General features: G+C 67.8%; 17 protein-coding genes and 1 tRNA gene. 10 read left to right on the top strand and 8 right to left on the bottom strand.

What is annotated here, in order from left to right:
- Window positions 1-11: 11 nt before the first annotated feature.
- The 3 genes from ACOFKW_RS03620 to argJ all read right to left on the bottom strand — a co-directional run bounded on the left by ACOFKW_RS03620 (window position 12) and on the right by argJ (window position 1,853).
- Window positions 12-281, bottom strand: coding sequence for a hypothetical protein (locus ACOFKW_RS03620; protein WP_419815992.1), 270 nt, complete (start codon window positions 279-281; stop codon window positions 12-14).
- A 2-nt stretch (window positions 282-283) separates the two neighbouring features.
- A complete protein-coding gene (locus tag ACOFKW_RS03615) occupies window positions 284-508 on the bottom strand; it encodes a hypothetical protein (protein ID WP_419815991.1) in 225 nt (74 codons plus the stop codon).
- Window positions 509-629: 121 nt separating this feature from the next.
- Window positions 630-1,853 carry a bifunctional glutamate N-acetyltransferase/amino-acid acetyltransferase ArgJ gene (gene argJ / locus ACOFKW_RS03610; protein ID WP_419815990.1) on the bottom strand — a complete coding sequence of 408 codons (1,224 nt, stop codon included), beginning with the start codon at window positions 1,851-1,853 and terminating at the stop codon, window positions 630-632.
- A 74-nt stretch (window positions 1,854-1,927) separates the two neighbouring features.
- Between argJ and ACOFKW_RS03605 the strand changes: the two genes are divergently transcribed.
- The 6 genes from ACOFKW_RS03605 to ACOFKW_RS03580 all read left to right on the top strand — a co-directional run bounded on the left by ACOFKW_RS03605 (window position 1,928) and on the right by ACOFKW_RS03580 (window position 7,784).
- Window positions 1,928-2,881 (top strand): YihY/virulence factor BrkB family protein, encoded by a 954-nt coding sequence (locus tag ACOFKW_RS03605; protein ID WP_419815989.1) that lies wholly within the window; start codon window positions 1,928-1,930, stop codon window positions 2,879-2,881.
- A 47-nt stretch (window positions 2,882-2,928) separates the two neighbouring features.
- Window positions 2,929-3,522 carry a thymidine kinase gene (locus ACOFKW_RS03600; protein WP_419815988.1) on the top strand — a complete coding sequence of 198 codons (594 nt, stop codon included), beginning with the start codon at window positions 2,929-2,931 and terminating at the stop codon, window positions 3,520-3,522.
- Window positions 3,523-3,624: 102 nt separating this feature from the next.
- Window positions 3,625-6,372, top strand: coding sequence for a preprotein translocase subunit SecA (gene secA, locus ACOFKW_RS03595; protein WP_419815987.1), 2,748 nt, complete (start codon window positions 3,625-3,627; stop codon window positions 6,370-6,372).
- A gap of 27 nt (window positions 6,373-6,399) precedes the next feature.
- A complete protein-coding gene (locus ACOFKW_RS03590; RefSeq protein ID WP_419815986.1) occupies window positions 6,400-6,723 on the top strand; it encodes a heavy metal-binding domain-containing protein in 324 nt (107 codons plus the stop codon).
- A 2-nt stretch (window positions 6,724-6,725) separates the two neighbouring features.
- Window positions 6,726-7,040, top strand: coding sequence for a hypothetical protein (locus ACOFKW_RS03585; RefSeq protein ID WP_419815985.1), 315 nt, complete (start codon window positions 6,726-6,728; stop codon window positions 7,038-7,040).
- A 54-nt stretch (window positions 7,041-7,094) separates the two neighbouring features.
- On the top strand, window positions 7,095-7,784 hold the full coding sequence (locus tag ACOFKW_RS03580) for a DUF1223 domain-containing protein (protein WP_419815984.1): 690 nt from the start codon (window positions 7,095-7,097) through the stop codon (window positions 7,782-7,784).
- Here ACOFKW_RS03580 and mmsB read toward each other — a convergent pair.
- Both mmsB and ACOFKW_RS03570 read right to left on the bottom strand, forming a co-directional pair.
- A complete protein-coding gene (gene mmsB, locus ACOFKW_RS03575; protein WP_419815983.1) occupies window positions 7,781-8,671 on the bottom strand; it encodes a 3-hydroxyisobutyrate dehydrogenase in 891 nt (296 codons plus the stop codon). The genes ACOFKW_RS03580 and mmsB overlap by 4 nt on opposite strands.
- 10 nt (window positions 8,672-8,681) lie before the next feature.
- Window positions 8,682-10,220: a CoA-acylating methylmalonate-semialdehyde dehydrogenase gene (locus tag ACOFKW_RS03570; RefSeq protein ID WP_419815982.1), complete on the bottom strand. Its 1,539-nt coding sequence runs from the start codon at window positions 10,218-10,220 to the stop codon at window positions 8,682-8,684.
- A 343-nt stretch (window positions 10,221-10,563) separates the two neighbouring features.
- Between ACOFKW_RS03570 and otsB the strand changes: the two genes are divergently transcribed.
- From otsB to ACOFKW_RS03555, 3 genes are read left to right on the top strand one after another with little or no spacing between them, the layout of a single operon-like run.
- Window positions 10,564-11,337 carry a trehalose-phosphatase gene (gene otsB, locus ACOFKW_RS03565; protein WP_419815981.1) on the top strand — a complete coding sequence of 258 codons (774 nt, stop codon included), beginning with the start codon at window positions 10,564-10,566 and terminating at the stop codon, window positions 11,335-11,337.
- Entirely contained in the window at window positions 11,334-13,130 is a 1,797-nt protein-coding gene (locus ACOFKW_RS03560) for a glycoside hydrolase family 15 protein (protein ID WP_419815980.1), read from the top strand. The genes otsB and ACOFKW_RS03560 overlap by 4 nt, the downstream gene beginning before the upstream one ends.
- Window positions 13,127-14,500: an alpha,alpha-trehalose-phosphate synthase (UDP-forming) gene (locus ACOFKW_RS03555; RefSeq protein ID WP_419815979.1), complete on the top strand. Its 1,374-nt coding sequence runs from the start codon at window positions 13,127-13,129 to the stop codon at window positions 14,498-14,500. The genes ACOFKW_RS03560 and ACOFKW_RS03555 overlap by 4 nt, the downstream gene beginning before the upstream one ends.
- 70 nt (window positions 14,501-14,570) lie before the next feature.
- Here the strand turns inward: ACOFKW_RS03555 and ACOFKW_RS03550 are convergent.
- The 3 genes from ACOFKW_RS03550 to moaA form a co-directional block, all read right to left on the bottom strand.
- Window positions 14,571-14,645: transfer RNA gene (locus tag ACOFKW_RS03550), tRNA-Asn, on the bottom strand.
- A 51-nt stretch (window positions 14,646-14,696) separates the two neighbouring features.
- Window positions 14,697-15,467 carry an NAD kinase gene (locus ACOFKW_RS03545; RefSeq protein ID WP_419815978.1) on the bottom strand — a complete coding sequence of 257 codons (771 nt, stop codon included), beginning with the start codon at window positions 15,465-15,467 and terminating at the stop codon, window positions 14,697-14,699.
- Window positions 15,464-16,501 (bottom strand): GTP 3',8-cyclase MoaA, encoded by a 1,038-nt coding sequence (gene moaA / locus ACOFKW_RS03540; protein WP_419815977.1) that lies wholly within the window; start codon window positions 16,499-16,501, stop codon window positions 15,464-15,466. Before moaA ends, ACOFKW_RS03545 begins: the two co-directional genes overlap by 4 nt.
- Window positions 16,502-16,680: 179 nt before the next feature.
- Between moaA and ACOFKW_RS03535 the strand changes: the two genes are divergently transcribed.
- Window positions 16,681-18,483, top strand: a complete 1,803-nt coding sequence (locus ACOFKW_RS03535; protein WP_419815976.1) for a putative bifunctional diguanylate cyclase/phosphodiesterase — start codon at window positions 16,681-16,683, stop codon at window positions 18,481-18,483.
- Window positions 18,484-18,559 lie beyond the last annotated feature (76 nt).

Raw genomic sequence — 18,559 nt, 5'->3', positions numbered from 1 at the left:
TCGCCGCCAGCTTACAGTTTCGCGGCGACCATGCCAGCGCCGGCCGCAATCCGGGTGCCCGCGCACGGGCTGTAGTCGATCTGTGGCGGCGTCACGACGACGACCGAGCCCGGCACCCGGTCGCTCTCGGCACGGGCGAAGCGGATCGCCTCGTCCCGCCCGGCGAAACAGGCGGCGACCTGCCCGCGACTCTCGCAGACGAAATGCCAGCCGTTGTCCTCCCGGCCCACGAAGAACACCGGATAGTCGGCGGACAGGCCGTGCGGATCGTGTCGCGCCACGTTCAGAACGCCGCGACCAGTCCGACCGCCACCGCGATCACTGCAGTCCCGATCAGGATCAGGTCGACCGGATGACGCTTGCCGCACCAGTCGGCAACCGGCGACGGCCCTTCGGCCTTCTCCAGCCCTGGCTGCGCCTTGCCGGCATCGCCCGCCGCGCTGGTAAAGGCAGCGCGGTGCAGCACCCGGCCCGGCACAGCCCGAGGATTGACGGAAAACTCGCTCACGGATCGCTCCATTCCTCACCATCGGCAAATAATGTCGATCAGGACGGAGATAGGTATCCGGGCGTCGCGAATACCATGAGGCGTTCGCTCCGCCGCATAAGGACGGCGTAAATGCCGCGGGTCAGCTGCGATAATCGGCGTTGATGCTGATGTAGCCGTGGGTCAGGTCGCAAGTCCAGACGCGGGCGCGGCCGTCGCCGATGCCCAGGTCGACGCCGATGTCGACGTCGCTCCCGGCCAAATGTGCGGTGACGGGGGCCTCGTCATAGTCGGGCACGACCATGCCGTTGGCGGCGACGCGGGTGACGCCGAAGTCGATCGCCAGCCGGTCGCGCTCGGCGCGCTCGCCGGCCTTGCCGACCGCCATGACGACGCGGCCCCAATTGGCGTCGCCGCCGGCGATGGCGGTCTTGACCAGCGGCGAGTTGGCGATGCTCAGCGCCACGACCTTGGCGGCGCGGTCGTCTTCCGCTCCCGTGACGTCGATGGTGATGAACTTGGTCGCGCCCTCGCCGTCGCGAACCACCAGATGCGCCAGCTCGCGGCAGACCTGGGTCAGAGCAGCGGCAAAGGCATCCGCTCCGGGGGAGTCGGGCGCGGTCAATGCGGCATGACCAGCCTTGCCGGTCGCGAACGCCAACACGGTGTCCGAAGTCGAGGTGTCGCTGTCGACGGTGATCGAGTTGAAGCTGTGGGCCGTGGCCTCGGCCAGCATCGCCTGCAGCAGCGGTGCCGCGACGACGGCATCGGTGAACACGAAGCCCAGCATCGTCGCCATGTCCGGCGCGATCATCCCCGAGCCCTTGACGATCCCGGCGACGGTGACGCGCTGGCCCGCGACGAAGGCATGGGCGATGGCGCCCTTGGCAAAGGTGTCGGTCGTGCCGATCGCCGCCGTCGCCGCCTCGAACGACGCCTCGCCGAGCGCGGCATGGGCAGCGGTGACGCCGGCCTCCGCCTTGTCGGCCGGCAGCGGTACGCCGATCACGCCGGTCGAGGCGACGAACACCTGGTCCGCCGGGCAGCCGACCAGTTCGGCGAGACGAGCGACCTGCCGGCGGCTGGCATCGCGCCCGGTCATGCCCGTGAAGGCGTTCGAGTTTCCGGCATTGACCACCAGCGCGCGTGCCGAGCCCTGGGGCAGGTTGGCGCGGCAGGTCTCGACTTCCGGCGACGGGCACTTCGACCGGGTCAGCACCCCCGCGACGGTGGTTCCGGGGGCCAGTTCGACGACGGTGACGTCGGCGCGCAGCCACGGCTTGTAGCGCGCGGTCGCCGTGCCGATCCGTACTCCGGCGATGTCGGGAATGGCGGGAAACGGGCGGGCGAGCGGCGAGATGGTCATGTGCGCTGCTTAACCTCATGATGGAAATTGCGAAAGCCGTGCGTCCGCCGGCGTTGCGACGCGTTCGCGTCAGCATGAACAATTCGATCGACCTTGGCCACGACGCCGGCAGCCCCGCCCAGATGCCGCTGCGTGGCTGGTGGCAGATCCTGAAGCGGACCTATGCGGAATCGGGCAAGGACAATCTCGGGCTGATCGCCTCGGGTGTCGCGTTCTACGGCTTCCTGGCGATGGTGCCGCTGCTCGGCGCGATGGTGCTGACCTATGGTTTGGTCGTCGACCCGGCCGACCTCAACCAGCACATGCGCGCCATCACCGGGATGGTACCGAGCGAAGCCGCCAAGCTGATCGACGAGCAATTGACCAACGTCGTCACCACCGCGGCCGGCAAGAAGGGCCTCGGCCTCGCGCTGGCGCTATTGCTGGCGCTGTACGGCGCGATGAAGGGGGCCGGCGCGATCATCATCGCGCTCAACATCGCCTATGAGGAGAAGGAAACGCGCGGCTTCATCAAGCTCAACCTGGTCCAGGCGGCGATCACGCTGGCGGCGGTGCTACTCGCGGTCGCCGGGCTGCTGTCGGTGTCGGTGACCGGCTTCCTGGAGGATTTTGCCGGGCGCATCTCGCCCGCCGTGGCGATCGCGACCAAGGTTACCGCGTGGATCGTCACCGCACTGCTCGCCAGCGGTGCCGTCGCCGCGCTGTACCGCTATGCGCCGAACCGCCGGGAGCCGCGCTGGACCTGGCTGACGCCGGGCTCGCTGGCCGCGACGGTCGGCTTCGTTGCGACGACCCTGGGCTTCGGTTTCTACGCCGCGCATTTCGGCAACTACAACGCGACCTATGGCTCGCTCGGCGCGATCGTCGTGCTGCTGCTGTGGCTGTACCTGTCGGCCTATGTCCTGCTGCTTGGCGCCGAGCTCAATGCCGAGCTGGAGCACCAGACGGCGCGCGACACGACGCGCGGGCCGGAAAAGCCGATGGGTTCGCGCCGGGCCAAGATGGCGGACGAGGTTGCCGCCGACTGACGCGCGGCGATTGACGTGACGGCTGGCGCGACCGACATCATGCGCGCATGGCCAAACTGTATTTCTACTACGCCTCGATGAATGCCGGGAAGTCGACGCTGCTGCTGCAGGCCGACTTCAATTATCGCGAGCGCGGCATGCAGACCCGGCTGTTCACTGCCGCCATCGACACGCGCGCCGGCTTCGGCACCATCGCCTCGCGCATCGGCCTGACCATGCCCGCCAGCACCTTCGACGCCGGCACCGACCTGCGCGCGGCGGTCGAGCGGGGCGACGGCCAGCCCGCCTGCGTCTTCGTCGACGAGGCGCAATTCCTCAACAAGGCTCAGGTCTTCCAGCTTGCCAGCGTTGCCGACGACCTTGGCATCCCGGTGCTGTGCTACGGGCTGCGCACCGACTTCCAGGCCAAGCCGTTCGAGGGCAGCCTGTGGCTGCTCGCCGTCGCCGACGTGCTGACCGAGATCAAGGCGGTGTGCACCTGCGGGCGCAAGGCGACGATGAACCTGCGCGTCGATGCCAGCGGACGTGCCGTGGCGGAGGGCCGCCAGACCGAGATCGGCGGCAACGACCGCTACATCGCGCTGTGCCGCCGCCACTACATGGCCGCGCTGGCCGATGCTCGTGCGGCGCCGATGCTGTGACGCACCCGCGATAATTGACTAAGCGCCCCCGCAACCCTACATCGCGGCGGTTCGGATCGGCGGTGTTTTGCGCCGGTCGGTCCCCTGCGCGTTAGGATATTCATGCTCGGATTCGGCGGCATCGCCAAGCGTCTGTTCGGCTCGTCGAACGACCGTTACGTCAAGTCGCTTGCCCCGCTGGTGGCCAAGATCAACGCCTTCGAGCCGCAGATTTCGGCGCTCAGCGATGCCGACCTGACCGGCCAGACGGTCAAGCTCAAGGCCCGCCACGAAGCCGGCGAGAGCCTCGACGACCTGCTGCCCGAGGCCTTTGCCACGGTCCGCGAAGCCGCCAAGCGTGCGCTCGGCCAGCGCCATTACGATGTACAGCTGATCGGCGGCATGGTCCTGCACAAGGGCGAGATCGCCGAGATGCGCACCGGCGAGGGCAAGACCCTGGTCGCGACGCTGGCGGTCTACCTCAACGCGCTGACCGGCAAGGGCGTCCACGTCGTCACCGTCAACGACTATCTGGCGTCGCGCGATGCCGAGTGGATGGGCCGCGTTTACAAGTTCCTCGGCCTGTCGGTCGGCGTCATCGTCCCGAACATCGACGACGACACCCGCCGTGCCGCCTATGCCGCCGACATCACCTACGGCACCAACAACGAATACGGCTTCGACTATCTCCGTGATAACATGAAGTATTCGCGCGAGCAGATGGTCCAGCGCCCGTTCAACTACGCCGTCGTCGACGAGGTCGACTCGGTGCTGATCGACGAGGCGCGGACGCCGCTGATCATCTCCGGCCCGACCGACGACAAGTCGGAGCTGTACATGCAGGTCGACGCGGTGGTGAAGCAGCTCGTCCCCGGCGACTATGAGATCGACGAGAAGCAGAAGTCGGTGATCCTGACCGAGGACGGCACCGAGAAGGTCGAGCGCCTGTTCGAGGCCGCCGGGATGCTGGAGGGCGAGAACCTCTACGACTTCGAGAACACCCAGGTCGTCCACCACCTCAACCAGGCGTTGCGCGCCAACGTCATCTTCCGCCTCGATACCGACTATATCGTCCGCGGCGGCAAGGTGACGATCATCGACGAGTTCACCGGCCGCATGATGGACGGTCGCCGCTGGTCCGATGGCCTGCACCAGGCAGTCGAGGCCAAGGAGGGCGTCGACATCATGCCCGAGAACCAGACCCTGGCCTCGATCACGTTCCAGAACTACTTCCGCATGTACCCCAAGCTGGGCGGCATGACCGGCACCGCGGTCACCGAAGCTGCGGAATTCTATGACATCTACAAGTTGAACGTCGTCGACATCCCGACCAACCTGCCGGTCCAGCGCAGCGATGCCGAGGACGAATTCTACAAGAACGCCGACGAAAAGTTCAAGGCGATCGTCAAGACGATCCGCGAAGCCAAGGAGCGCGGCCAGCCGATCCTGGTCGGCACCGTGTCGATCGAGAAGTCTGAGCTGCTCAGCGAATTCCTCAAGAAGGAGAAGGTCGAGCACGTCGTCCTCAACGCCCGCTACCATGAGCAAGAAGCGCATATCGTCGAGCAGGCCGGGCGCCTGGGCGGCGTCACGATCGCCACCAACATGGCCGGGCGCGGTACCGACATCCAGCTCGGCGGCAATTTCGAGGCGCGCGTCAGTCGCGAGCTCGAAGGCGTCGAGGGCGAGGAGCGCGAGGCCGCAATGGCGCGCATCAAGTCCGAGGTCCAGACCGAGCGCGAAGCCGTTCGCGCCGTCGGCGGACTGTTCGTGCTGGGCACCGAGCGCCACGAGAGCCGCCGTATCGACAACCAGCTGCGCGGTCGTTCGGGCCGCCAGGGCGATCCGGGTTTCAGCCGCTTCTATCTCAGCCTCGACGACGATTTGCTGCGCATCTTCGGCCAGCAGTCGATGCTGACCCGCATGATGAACAACGGGCTGGAGGAGGGCGAGGCGATCGTTCACCCGTGGATCTCCAAGGCGATCGAGACCGCGCAGAAGAAGGTCGAGGCGCGCAACTACGACGTCCGCAAGCAGCTTCTCCAGTACGACGACGTCATGAACGACCAGCGCAAGGTGGTGTACGACCAGCGCCAGGACATCATGGACTCGTCGACCGTCGGCGATGTCGTCATCGACATGCGCCACGAGACGGTCAATCTGATCGTCGCCACGACCTGCCCGGCCGGGACCTATCCCGAGCAGTGGGACGTGCCGGCGCTGACCGAGGCGACCCAGCAGACGCTCGGCCTCGACGTGCCGGTCGCCGAGTGGGTGGCCGAGGAGAAGATCGACCAGGAGATTCTCGTCGACCGCCTGATCGAGGCTGCCGATGCAGCGATGAACGCCAAGGCCGCGGCATTGCCGGAGGAGACCTGGGTCCAGGTCGAGAAGAACTTCCTGTTGCAGGCGCTCGACCATCACTGGAAGGAGCATCTGGCGACCCTCGACGCGCTGCGCCAGGTCATCCACCTGCGCGCCTATGCGCAGAAGACGCCGCTCAACGAGTATAAGTCGGAGGCGTTCGCGCTGTTCGAGCGGATGCTGGCGACGGTCCGCGAGGACGTCACGCGGATGCTGTCGAACGCCCAGTTCCAGCCGCAGGACATGGACCTGCAGGATCCGCAGCTGCCCGATTTCGTCACCAGTCACATCGACCCGTTCAGCGGCGAGAACGACGCCTTCGGCCCGCGCGGCAGCCTGCCGCCCGGCGCGCTGGCCTTCGCGGGCTCCGCCACCGCGGCGCTGACCGATGTCTCGGAAGAAGAACTGGCGGAGTGGAACCGCACCGTGTCGCGCAACGCGCAATGCCCGTGCGGTTCGGGCAACAAGTTCAAGCACTGCCACGGAGCTTACGCCGTCGCGGTCTGACGCTACGGACAACGGGGGGACGCAGCGATGATCGTCGTGACCACCGAGAGCATTGCCGGGCATCGTACCACCACGAGTCTGGGCCAATGCTTCGGCGTCGTCGTTCGCAGCCGCGGGCTCGGGGGTAACATCCTCGCGTCGCTGCGCACGATCCTTGGCGGCGAGATCAAGGAATATACTTCGTTGCTGGAAGAGGCGCGCAAACACGCCACCGACCGGATGGTCGCCAATGCGCAGGCGATGGGCGCCAATGCCATCGTCATGATGCGCTTCGATTCGAACGAGATCGGCCAATCGATGAGCGAGATCGTCGCTTATGGGACAGCAGCGGTCGTCGAGCCGATCAGCTGACTGTGCTGCGCTGGACGATCATCGCGGTCGTCGTGCTGGCGCTGGCGACGACGCTGGCCTGCGCCGCACTCGCCTGGGCCGGCGTCGTCGGAATACCGGTCGCATTGGCCATCTGGTTCGCCGTCCAGCTCGGGATCGTGCTCGCCGGCTTCGTCTTCGAGCGCGTCCGCTACAAATCCTTCGACACCAGCGAGCCGGGGCCGGGGTGGGAAGTGACGCTGGAGCGCTTCATCGATCCAGCGACCGGCGCGCACGTCCGGGTCTGGTTCAACCCGACCACCGGCGAGCGGCGCTACATTACCGGCACGGGGGTGTAACCAAGCCGGGCAGCCGCTCGAAACCATTGGCAGAGACCGATGGAGACCTGCCCGATGTTACGTCTAGCCCTGCTTGCCGTCGCGGTGGTTGCCACGCCTGCGGTGGCGCTGCCCGCAGCCCCGGCCCCGCTCACCGTGATCGAGCTGTTCCAGAGCCAGGGCTGCTCGTCGTGCCCGCCGGCCAACGCCAACGTCAACGCGCTGATCGCCGACCGCCCGGACATATTGGCGCTGAGTTTCGCGGTGACCTATTGGGACCAGCTCGGCTGGAAGGACGGCTTTGCGACGCCGGCCAACACCCAGCGGCAGTGGGATTATGCGCGGGGCCTCGGTCATGCGCAGGTGTGGACCCCGCAGGTCGTCATCAACGGCCGCCGGGATATCACCGGCACCCAGGCGCAACCCCTCGCCAAATTGATCGCCGCGACGCCGCGCCCCGCCGGGCCGGTGGCGACGCTGAACGGCGGCAAGCTGGTCATCGGCAAGGGCGACATGCCCCGGACCGCTGCCGACGTCTGGCTGGTGCGCTATGACCCGCGCACCGTCGAGGTCGCCATCAAGGCCGGCGAGAACAATGGGCGCAAGCTGCCCCACCGCAACATCGTCCGCCAGTTGACGCGCCTCGGCGGCTGGTCGGGGCTGCCGGCGAGCTTCGACGTCGCCGCTGCCCCGCCCGGCCTGTCGACCGCGGTCCTCGTTCAGCTACCGCGCGGCGGCGCGATCCTGGCGGCGGCGCGCGGCTAGTCCTGCCAGCTGCCGTCGAGCAGCTTGATGATCGCCGAGAAGTCCTTGTTGCCGCCACCGAGGCCGTTGAAGATCTGGAACAGCGCCTCGGCCTGCGAGCCCATCGGCACGCTGGCGCCGACCCCTGCCGCCGCCCCGACCGCCAGCTTCAGATCCTTGAGCATCAGCGCCGCGCCGAAGCCGCCGGCATAGTCGCGGTTGGCAGGCGACGCCGGCACCGGACCCGGCACCGGGCAGAAGCTGGTCATCGAGAACGACTGGCCGCTCGACTTGGAACTGATGTCGAAGAAGGTCTGGGTGTCGAGGCCGAGCTTCTGCGCCAGCACGAAGGCCTCGGCCGTCGCCACCATCGTCGCGCCGAGGATCATGTTGTTACAGATCTTGGCGGCCTGGCCCATGCCGGGACCGCCGGCGTGGATGATCGCCTTGCCCATGCCCTCGAGGATCGGCCGCGCCAGCACGAAGCCGGCCTCCGAGCCACCGACCATGAAAGTCAGCGTCGCCGCCTGCGCCCCGCCGGTACCGCCCGAAACCGGCGCGTCGACCATCGTCAGGCCGAGGTTCGCGGCATCGCTGCCGACCTGCTTGGCGGTGGCGACGTCGATGGTCGAGCAGTCGATCAGCACCATCTCGCGTCGTGCCGCGCCAAAGACCTCGTTGGCATAGACCTGTGCGACGTGCTGCCCGGCCGGCAGCATCGTCACCACCGCATCGGCGCCGTCGACCGCCGCGCCGATGTTGGCCGCGCGGATGCAGCCGTCAGCCTCGGCGCGCGCCATCGCGGCCTCCGAGACGTCGAATGCCCGGACCTTGTGGCCGACCTTGACCAGATTGGCCGCCATGCCCGAGCCCATGTGGCCGAGCCCGATGAATGCGATGTTCGCCATGCCGGGTCCCCTACTTCATCGTCGGAATGACGAAGCTGCTGTCGACAACCCGCGACGGGCCGCCGTCCTCGGAGCCGCGCGGCAGCTCGTGGCCGCCGGTCGGCCAGCGCTGGGTGACGGTCTTGACCTTGGTCCAGAAGCGCACGCCCTCCGGCCCATGCTGGTTGTGGTCGCCGAAGCCCGAACGCTTCCAGCCGCCGAAGCTGTGATAGGCCAGCGGCACCGGGATTGGCACGTTGATGCCGACCATGCCGACCTCGACCGTGGCGGCGAAATCGCGCGCCGCGCCGCCGTTGCGGGTGAAGATCGCGACGCCGTTGCCGTATTGGTGCTGGCTTGGCAGCGCGGCGGCCTCGGCCAGCGTCTCGGCGCGGACGATCTGCAGGACCGGCCCGAAGATCTCGTCCTGATAGCTGCGCATCGTCGGCTTGACCTGGTCGAACAGGCTCGGCCCGATGAAGAAGCCCTGCTCATGGCCCTGCAACTGGAAGCCGCGACCATCGACGACCAGCTCGGCGCCCTCGTCGATGCCCATCTGGATATAGTCCTCGACGCGGCTGCGGTGCGCGCCGTTTATCACCGGGCCGTAGTGCGCGTCCTTGTCGCTCGACACGCCGACGCGGAGTGCGGCCATCGCCGGCACCATCATCTCGCGCAACGTCGCCGCGGTGCGCTCGCCGACCGGCACCACCACCGGCAGCGCCATGCAGCGCTCGCCGGCCGAGCCGAATGCCGCGCCGGACAGGTCGGCGACGACCTGCTCCATGTCGGCATCGGGCAGCACGATGGCGTGGTTCTTGGCGCCGCCCATCGCCTGGACGCGCTTGCCGGTCGAGGTGCCGGTTGCATAGACATGATGCGCGATGTCCGAGGAGCCGACGAAGCTGACGGCGCGGACGATCGGCGAGGCGAGGATGGCGTCGACCGCCTCCTTGTCGCCGTGGACGACGTTGAGCACGCCGGGAGGAGCGCCCGCCTCCATCATCAGCTTGCCGAGCTCGACCGGCAGCGACGAGTCACGCTCCGAGGGTTTCAGCACGAAGGTGTTGCCGCAGGCGATAGCGACGCCGAACATCCACATCGGGATCATGCCCGGGAAGTTGAACGGCGTGATGCCCGCGCCGACGCCCAGCGGCACGCGCATCGAATAGACGTCGATGCCCGGGCCGGCGCCCATGGTGTACTCGCCCTTGAGCAGGTGCGGGATGCCGCAGGCGAACTCGATTACCTCCAGCCCGCGCTGGATGTCGCCCTTCGAATCGGCGATAACCTTGCCGTGCTCCGACGACAGCAGCTCGGCCAGCCGCTCCATGTCGCGCTCGACCAGCCGCTTGAACTCGAACATGACGCGCGCCCGGCGCTGCGGGTTGATCGCGGCCCAGCCGGGCTGCGCGGCGGCGGCATTGGCGATCGCCGCATCGACCTCGGCAGCGGAGGCGAGCTGAACCCGCGCCTGCACCTGACCGGTGTTGGGGTCGAAGACGTCGCCATAGCGTCCCGAGGTGCCGACGACGGTCTGACCGCCGATGAAATGGTCGATATCGCGCATGATCAACTCTCCCGGCCGGTCTGCGCCGGCGAATGCGTGCCACTCCCACGCCCCGCAATCGCCGACAAGCCGGGAAAGTGTCGGGCGCCGCGTCGCGCGACAGGATAACGTCCCTCACGGGCGAACCACATCGCCCACCGCGCGGGACCGGGCTTAATACCCGACCAGCCGACCCGCCAACTATGGCCGCGAAGGTGAACAAACCGCTAGGGTATGGCGGTCGCCAGCCTGCAACGACTATCTGCACTTCGAGGTGGAGTAGAACCGGATCAACGAAACTCATGATGCCCAACGACCACAACCAACATGGCCCCCGGACGCTGGAGCCATACGTTATCGTACGATGACCAAGCCGATCGCTTCGACCGCCCCCCGCGACAATCGTCCCGCTCCCGGCCTTGTCGACCTCCAGCAAGCGAGCCTGTTTCTAGACTTCGATGGCACGCTCGTCGGCATCGCGGCGCATCCTGGCGCCGTGCAGGTCAGCGACCGGCTTCGCGGCCTGCTGGCCCGCCTGACGACGAAGTTTCCCGGGCGGGTGGCGATCGTCAGCGGCCGCCCGATCGCCGAGTTGAAGCAGTTCCTCGGCAGCACGGCGCTGGTGTTCGCCGGCAGCCATGGGGTGGAGATGCTGTGGCCCGACGGCACGGCATCCGAACCACCACGCCCCGACGATCTCGGCCCCGTCATCCAGGAGATGCAGCGTTTGCAGAAGGTTCACTCAGCTATCGTCATCGAGCGCAAGCCTTTCGGCGTCGCGCTGCACTACCGCGCCGAGCCGCAGGCCGAGGACGCGTGCCGCCGGCTGGCGACGGGACTGGCGAAATCGACCGGCCTGACGCTGCAGTCCGGCAAGATGGTCTTCGAACTGCGCGCCCCCGGTGCCGACAAGGGCGGCGCGCTGCGCACCCTGCTGCGTACCCCGGCGATGGCGGGCAGCATGCCGATCTTCATCGGGGACGACGATACCGACGAGGCGGCGTTCGTCGTGGCGGCCGAGATGGGGGGCTTCGGTATCCTGGTCGGCGCGGACCGTCCGACTGCGGCGCATTACCGGCTCGACGATGTCGAGGCGACGCTGGCCTGGCTCGAAACTGCCTGCGGGGAAGACTCATGACGGCATCGCTGGACCTGTGGCCGATCGGCAATTGCCAGGTCAGCGCGCTGGTCGACAGGGCCGGGCGGTTCGTCTGGGGCTGCGTGCCACGCGTCGACGGCGATCCGCTGTTCTCGGCACTGCTGAGCGGTCAGGCCGAGGGCGCCGACACCGGCGCGGGCTTGTGGGCGATCGACCTGGAAGGCTGCGTCGCCACCGAGCAACGCTATGTGCGCAACACGCCGATCCTTGTCACCCGCCATACCGACGAGCAGGGCAATGCGGTCGAGGTCATCGATTTCTGCCCGCGCTTCCAGCGGCTGGGACGGACTTACCGCCCCGTCGCCTTCGCGCGGATCGTCAGGCCGGTGGCAGGCAGCCCGCGCATCCGGGTGCGGCTTCGCCCGACGCGCCGCTGGGGCAAGGCCGACGTCGTGACGACCAGCGGCTCGAACCATGTGCGCTACCTGCTCGACGAGCTGACGCTGCGTATGACGACGACCGGCCCGACCGGGATGATCACCTCCGAACAGGCCTTCCGGGTCGAGAAGCCGCTGCACTTCTTCCTCGGCCCCGACGAGTCGTTCGACCGCGACATCGCGACGACGGTGGAGCAGATGCTCGCCGACACCACGGCCGAATGGCAGCATTGGGTACGCGGGCTGGCGACCCCGGCGGAATGGCAGGAGGTCGTCATCCGCTCGGCGATCACCCTGAAGCTGTGCCAGCACGAGGAGAGCGGCGCGATCGTTGCCGCCCTGACCACCTCCATTCCCGAGCATGCCGGGTCGCAGCGCAACTGGGACTATCGCTACTGCTGGATCCGCGACGGCTATTACACCGTGCAGGCGCTCAACCGCCTCGGCGCGCTCGACGTGCTCGAGGCCTATCTCGGCTATCTCCGCAACATCGTCGACGGCGCGCGCGGCGGGCACATCCAGCCGCTGTACGGCGTGCTCGGCGAGATGGTGCTGGAGGAGCGCTTCGCCCCCGATCTCGCCGGTTATCGCGGCATGGGGCCGGTGCGCGTCGGCAACCAGGCCTATGAACAGGTCCAGCACGACGCCTATGGCCAGATCATCCTGTCCAACGCCCAGGCGTTCTTCGACGAGCGCCTGTTCCGGATGGCGGGCGTCGAGGACTTCGAGGCGCTGGAAAAGGTCGGCGAGCGCGCCTGGAATTATTACGACCAGCCCGACGCCGGATTGTGGGAGCTGCGCACCCGGCAGAGCGTCCACACCTATTCGGCGGCGATGTGCTGGGCGGCGTGCGACCGGCTGGCGGGTGCGGCGACGGCGCTCAAACTGGAGGATCGTCGCGCCTTCTGGGACCAGCGGGCACAGGTCATCCGTGACCGGATCGAGACCGCGGCATGGCGCGAGGATACCCAGCGGTTGTCGGCGACCTTCTCCGGCGACGACCTCGATGCCAGCCTGATCCAGCTGCTCGACCTGCGCTTCCTGTCCCCCGACGATCCGCGCTTCCGGTCGACGCTGGCGGCGGTCGAGACCGGATTGCGGCGCGGCTCGACGATGTTGCGCTATGCCACCGAGGACGACTTCGGACTGCCCGAGACGGCGTTCAACGTCTGCACCTTCTGGCTGATCGAGGCGCTGCACCTGACCGGGCGGAGCGACGATGCCCGCGCCTTGTTCGAGGAGATGCTGTCGCGGCGCACCGCCGCCGGCCTGTTGTCGGAGGACATCGACCCGTCGACCGGCGAGCTGTGGGGCAATTATCCGCAGACCTATTCGCTGGTCGGCATGATCAATTGCGCGGTCCTGCTGAGCCGCCCGTGGAGCGCCATCCGTTGAGCCGGCTGATCATCGTTTCGAACCGCGTCCAGGCGCCCGGGTCCGCGCCAGCGGGCTCGCAGGGCGGTCTGGCCGTGGCGCTGGCGGCGGCGCTGCGCGAATATTCGGGCTTCTGGTTCGGCTGGTCGGGCGAGCGCACCGACCAGTTCACCGGTCACATCAACTTCCAGCGCGACAGCGGCGTCACCACCGCGACGATCGATCTCGAAGACCAGGACATCGAGGAATATTACAACGGCTACGCCAATCGCACGCTGTGGCCGCTGTTCCACGACCGCATCGACCTGGCGGAATACGAGCGCGGCTTCGCAGGCGGCTACCAGCGCGTCAACGAGCGCTTCGCCGAGACCGTCCGGCCGCTGATCGAGCCCGACGACGCGATCTGGGTACAGGATTATCACCTGTTCCCGCTCGGTTCGGAGCTCCGCAAGCGCGGCTGCAAGAACCGCATCGGCCTGTTCCTGCATATTCCCTGGCCGGCGCGGCGGCTGCTGTCGAGCCTGCCGAAGGCCGAGGATCTCGTCCGGACGCTGTTCGCCTATGACGTGATCGGCTTCCACACCGACGAGTGGCGCGAATCCTTTTCCGAATATGTCGTCCAGCAACTCGGCGCGGTGCTGGAGGCCGACGGCAACATCAGCCTCGCTGGCCGGACGATCAAGGCGATCACCTGTCCGATCGGCATCGACACGCCGGAGTTCGTCGCCATGTCGCGCAGCATCACGGCGCGGCTGTCGCACCGCCAGATGCGCGACAGCTGCAATGGCCGCGACATGATCGTCGGCGTCGACCGTCTCGATTATTCGAAGGGGCTGGAGGAGCGCTTCCTCGGCTACGAGCGGTTCCTTGTCGAGCATCCCGAGGAGCGCAAGGAGGTCTTCCTGCTGCAGATCGCGCCGCCGTCGCGCGAGTCCGTCGAGACCTATCAGCAGATCAGGACCGACCTGGAGGGGCTGTCGGGGCGGATCAACGGTGCCTATGCTGATGTCGACTGGGTGCCGATCCGCTACGTCAACCAGGGCTATCCGCGCGACGTCCTCGCCGGCATCTACCGCGCCGCCCGGATCGGGCTGGTGACGCCGCTGCGCGACGGCATGAACCTGGTGGCCAAGGAATATGTCGCGGCGCAGGACCCGGAGGACCCGGGCGTCCTGATCCTGTCGCGCTTTGCCGGGGCGGCGGTGCAGTTGAAGGGCGCGGTGCTGATCAACCCGTACAGCGCCGAGGAAATGTCGGATGCGATCCTGCTGGCCCTCAGGATGGATAAGGCCGAGCGCATCAGCCGCTGGCGCAGGCTGATGGATTCGGTCGAGGCAGAAGACGTCGTCTGGTGGCGCCAGCGCTTCGTCGATGCGCTGATGGCGACCTAGGCCGCGGCATCGACCGCGACACCTCGACGACGCGATGCATCGTCGCAATGCGTTGTCGCAAAGAAGGAAATGGCTCCCCGGGCAGGATTCGAACCTGCGACCATCCGATTAACAGTCGGATGCTCTACCGCTGAGCTACCGAGGAACGAGGGCGGGCGTATAGCAACGCACACCGGTAACGCCAAGCCCTAATGGCTCAACTGAGGAACTGCTCCATGACGATGCGGTCGTCGAGCGCGTAATCCGGGTCGAACAGCAGGTCGAGGCTGACCGATTTGTCGGTGGTGACCTTGACCCAGGCGACGTCGCGGACCTCCAGCTGGTCGGCGACGGCGCTGACCGGGCGCTTGCCGGCTTCCAGGATGCGGAACTCGATGACCGAGGCCTGCGGCAGCAGCGCGCCGCGCCAGCGCCGTGGCCGGAACGGGCTGATCGGGGTCAACGCCAGCAGGTCGCTTTGCAGCGGCAGGATTGGGCCGTTGGCCGACAGGTTGTAGGCGGTCGATCCGGCCGGGGTCGCGACCAGCACGCCGTCGCAGGCGAGTTCCGCCATCCGCACCCGGCCGTCGATGCTGATCTCGATCTTCGCGGCCTGGCGGGTCTCGCGCAGCAGCGAAACCTCGTTGATCGCGGGCGAGACGGTGACATCGCCGCGCATGCTGCGCGCTTCCATCGCCAGCGGATGCAGGGTGAAAGCGCGCGCGGCAGCGACCCGCTCGACCAGCGCATCGACCCGGAACTCGTTCATCATGAAGCCGATGGTGCCGAGGTTCATACCGAACATCGGGCGCGGTGCCCGGGCATTGAGCGCGGCATGCAGGACCTGCAGCAGGAAGCCGTCGCCGCCGAGCGCCACCACGACATCGGCGTCGGAGGTGGCGACCCAGTCGTAGCGGGCGCGGAGCTGCCGGGCGGCGCCTTCGGCAGCCTCGGTCGGCGACACCATCAACGCCAGCTTGAGGGTCATCCGCCGGTGACGCTCATGTGGCGGGCGAGTGCGGGCCGGGCCGCACGCCGGTCGATGACGAAATCATGGCCCTTGGGCTTGCGGCCGATCGCCTCGACCATCGCGGCATCGAGCGCCGCCTCGTCGGAGGTCGCGCGGATCACGGCGCGCAGGTCGGCGGAATCGTCCTGGCCGAGGCACATGTACAGCATCCCGGTGACGGTCAGCCTGACGCGGTTGCAGCTCTCGCAGAAATTATGCGTCAGCGGCGTGATGAAGCCGAGGCGCTGGCCGGTCTCGGCGATGCGGACATAGCGCGCCGGGCCTCCGGTCGAATCGGGCAGGTCGATCAGCGTCAGGCGGCGCTCCAGTTCGCGGCGCACCCGGCTGAGCGGCAGATAGCGATCGACCCGGTCCTCGGCGACCTCGCCCAGCGGCATCGTCTCGATCAGCACCAGGTCATGCCCCGCCGCGGCCGTCCACGACAGCATGTCGCCGATCTCGTCCTCGTTGATCCCGGCCAGCGCCACCATGTTGATCTTGACGTGCAGCCCGGCGGCGGCGGCGGCGGCGATGCCCTCCATTACCTGCGGCAGGCGGCCCCAGCGCGTCACATGCGCGAACTTGGCCTCGTCCAGCGTATCGAGGCTGACGTTGATCCGGCGCACGCCCGCCGCCTTCAGTTCGCCGGCGAAGCGCGCCAGTTGCGAGCCGTTGGTGGTCATCGTAAGCTCGTCCAGCGCACCAGAGTCCAGGTGGCGCGACAGCGACCGGACAAGGTCCATGATGCCGCGGCGGACCAGCGGCTCGCCACCGGTCAGGCGCAGCTTGCGCGTTCCCCGCCGCACGAAGGCGCTGGCCAGGCGGTCGATTTCCTCCAGGCTGAGGACCTCCGCCTTGGGCAGGAAGGTCATGTCCTCCGCCATGCAATACAGGCAGCGGAAGTCGCAGCGATCGGTCACCGAGACGCGCAGATAGTCGATCGTGCGGCCGAACGGATCGACAAGCGGGGTCACAGCCGGAGGCCGGTGCAGGGTGAGCGGATCGCCGGCCATACGCCCAATAATGGGGAGTGGTCCGGCGATTGTCCATTCGCGCGGCAATCTGCGCCGCTTAAATCCCGCAATGGCCGGTCGTTACGGGTTCATACAGCATTTCGTTCAGCAAGACTGTTCAGTTCTGCCGCCCGATAGTACACTGGACGCTCGGTTCCCCCCGACCGTTGCGAGAAACGATGCCGGACGATTCAGTCGATCGACCCGAACCGCTGTTCGTGCTGGCACCGCGCTATGCCCGGGATGTCGGCGCATCCTTGCGAGCAGGCGATATGGCGGTCGAGATCGTCACCCGGGCAGCGGAGGCGACGCCGGCTTTCGAGCGGTGCCAGGCGCGGGTCGCGGTAATCGACGCCCGTGGCGCGCTGGCCAGCGGGCTGGTCGTCGCCCATGAACTCGGCCTCGCGGTCGAGGCACGGCACGGCGCGTTGCTGGTCCTGCTGGCGCGCGGCGATGCCGGGGCCGTCGGCGCGGCCTATGCGGCGGGCGCGACGCATGTCCTGACCTCGCCGTTCACCGCTGCCGACCTGATCGAGGCGGTGCGCTTCGCCCAGCGCATGACGATGCGGATCGGCGATGCGGCGGCCGGGCGGGCGGCGACGGTCGAGAAGGGCATCATGCAGCGCGATGCCCTGACCGGGCTCGCCTCCGGCCAGCAGGCGCATGACTGGGTCGCCCTGCTGCTCGACCAGGACGTCGTCGCCCACCCCTCGGTGATCGTCATGCTGATCGCCGTCGGGCGCTTCGGCCAGATCAACGCTGCCTATGGGCGCACCGTCGCCGACGCGCTGCTGCAGGCCGCCGCCGATCGCCTCAACGCCCTGATCGGCCCGGCCAAACCAGGCAAGGACGGCGCCATCGGCGACGACTGGCTGGTGGCCCGGATGGCGGGCGCCGAGTTCGCCATAGTGCTGCCGTCGCCGACGACCTTCCCCGAGGCGCAGGCGATCGCGCAGAAAGTCATCGCGATCTTCAACGAACCCTTCGCCATCGATAGCCGGCTGATCCACCTCGCGGTCCGCATCGGCATCGCCTGCGCCAATGCGGATTATTCCAAGCCATCGGGCTCCGACCTGCTGTTCCGCCACGCCAGCGCCGCCCTGGCGGTTGCGCGCACCGGCGCACCCGGCGACATCGAGGTGTTCAGGCCGAGCCCCGACGGCGATCCGCTGACCCGGCTGGCCGAGCTCGAGTCCGACCTGCGCCGGGCGATCGAGATCGGCGAGTTCGAGATCGTCTACCAGCCCCAGGTGATGATCGACTCGGGCGTCATCTGCGGCGTCGAGGCGCTGGTCCGCTGGGCGCATCCGGTGCTGGGCCAATTGTCGGCGACGACGCTACTGGAGGTCGCGGCCAGCGCCGAGGTGGCGATCCAGCTCGGCAAGCATATCCGGTTGCGCGCCCTGCTCGAGGCCGCCGCCTGGCCCGAGGCGCTGTGCGGCCTGCAGCTTTCGGTCAACGTCAGCGCCGGCGACCTGCGCGCCGCGGACTTCGACGAGCGCCTCGACTGGGCGCTGGCGCAAAGCGGCTTTCCCGCCGACCGGCTGACCGTCGAGATCACCGAGAGCGACCTGATCGAGAACCTGACCAGTGCGGCGACCGGGCTGCGGACGCTGCAGTCGCGGGGCGTCCGCATCGCGCTCGACGACTTCGGCACCGGCTATTCCAGCCTCGCCTATCTCAAGGCGCTGCCGCTCGACTACCTCAAGCTCGACAAGTCGCTGACCTCCGACCTCGCGGGATCGGCGCGCGACCGCGTCATCGTGCGCGGCGTCGTCGACATGGCGCGGGCGCTCGGCATCCGGGTGACGGCGGAGGGCGTCGAGACGCGCGACGACCTCGACCTGGTGGCGGAGGCGCAGTGCGACTGGTACCAGGGCTATTACTGCTCGACCCCAATGCCGGGCGCCGCGCTGGTCGCCTTCGTCCAGGACTGGAATGCGGCGCGGTCTGCGTCACAGCGACCACAGGCGGTCCAGTAACACCGGGCTTGAGCCGATGTCGCCAAGCCGTTAAAGCAGCGTGACCGGGCGGCCGTTTGCGCCGCCCTTTTGCGTT

The organism is Glacieibacterium sp. (assembly GCF_965200405.1).
Lineage (GTDB): Bacteria > Pseudomonadota > Alphaproteobacteria > Sphingomonadales > Sphingomonadaceae > Glacieibacterium.
This window is presented reverse-complemented; position numbering and strand designations above follow the sequence as displayed.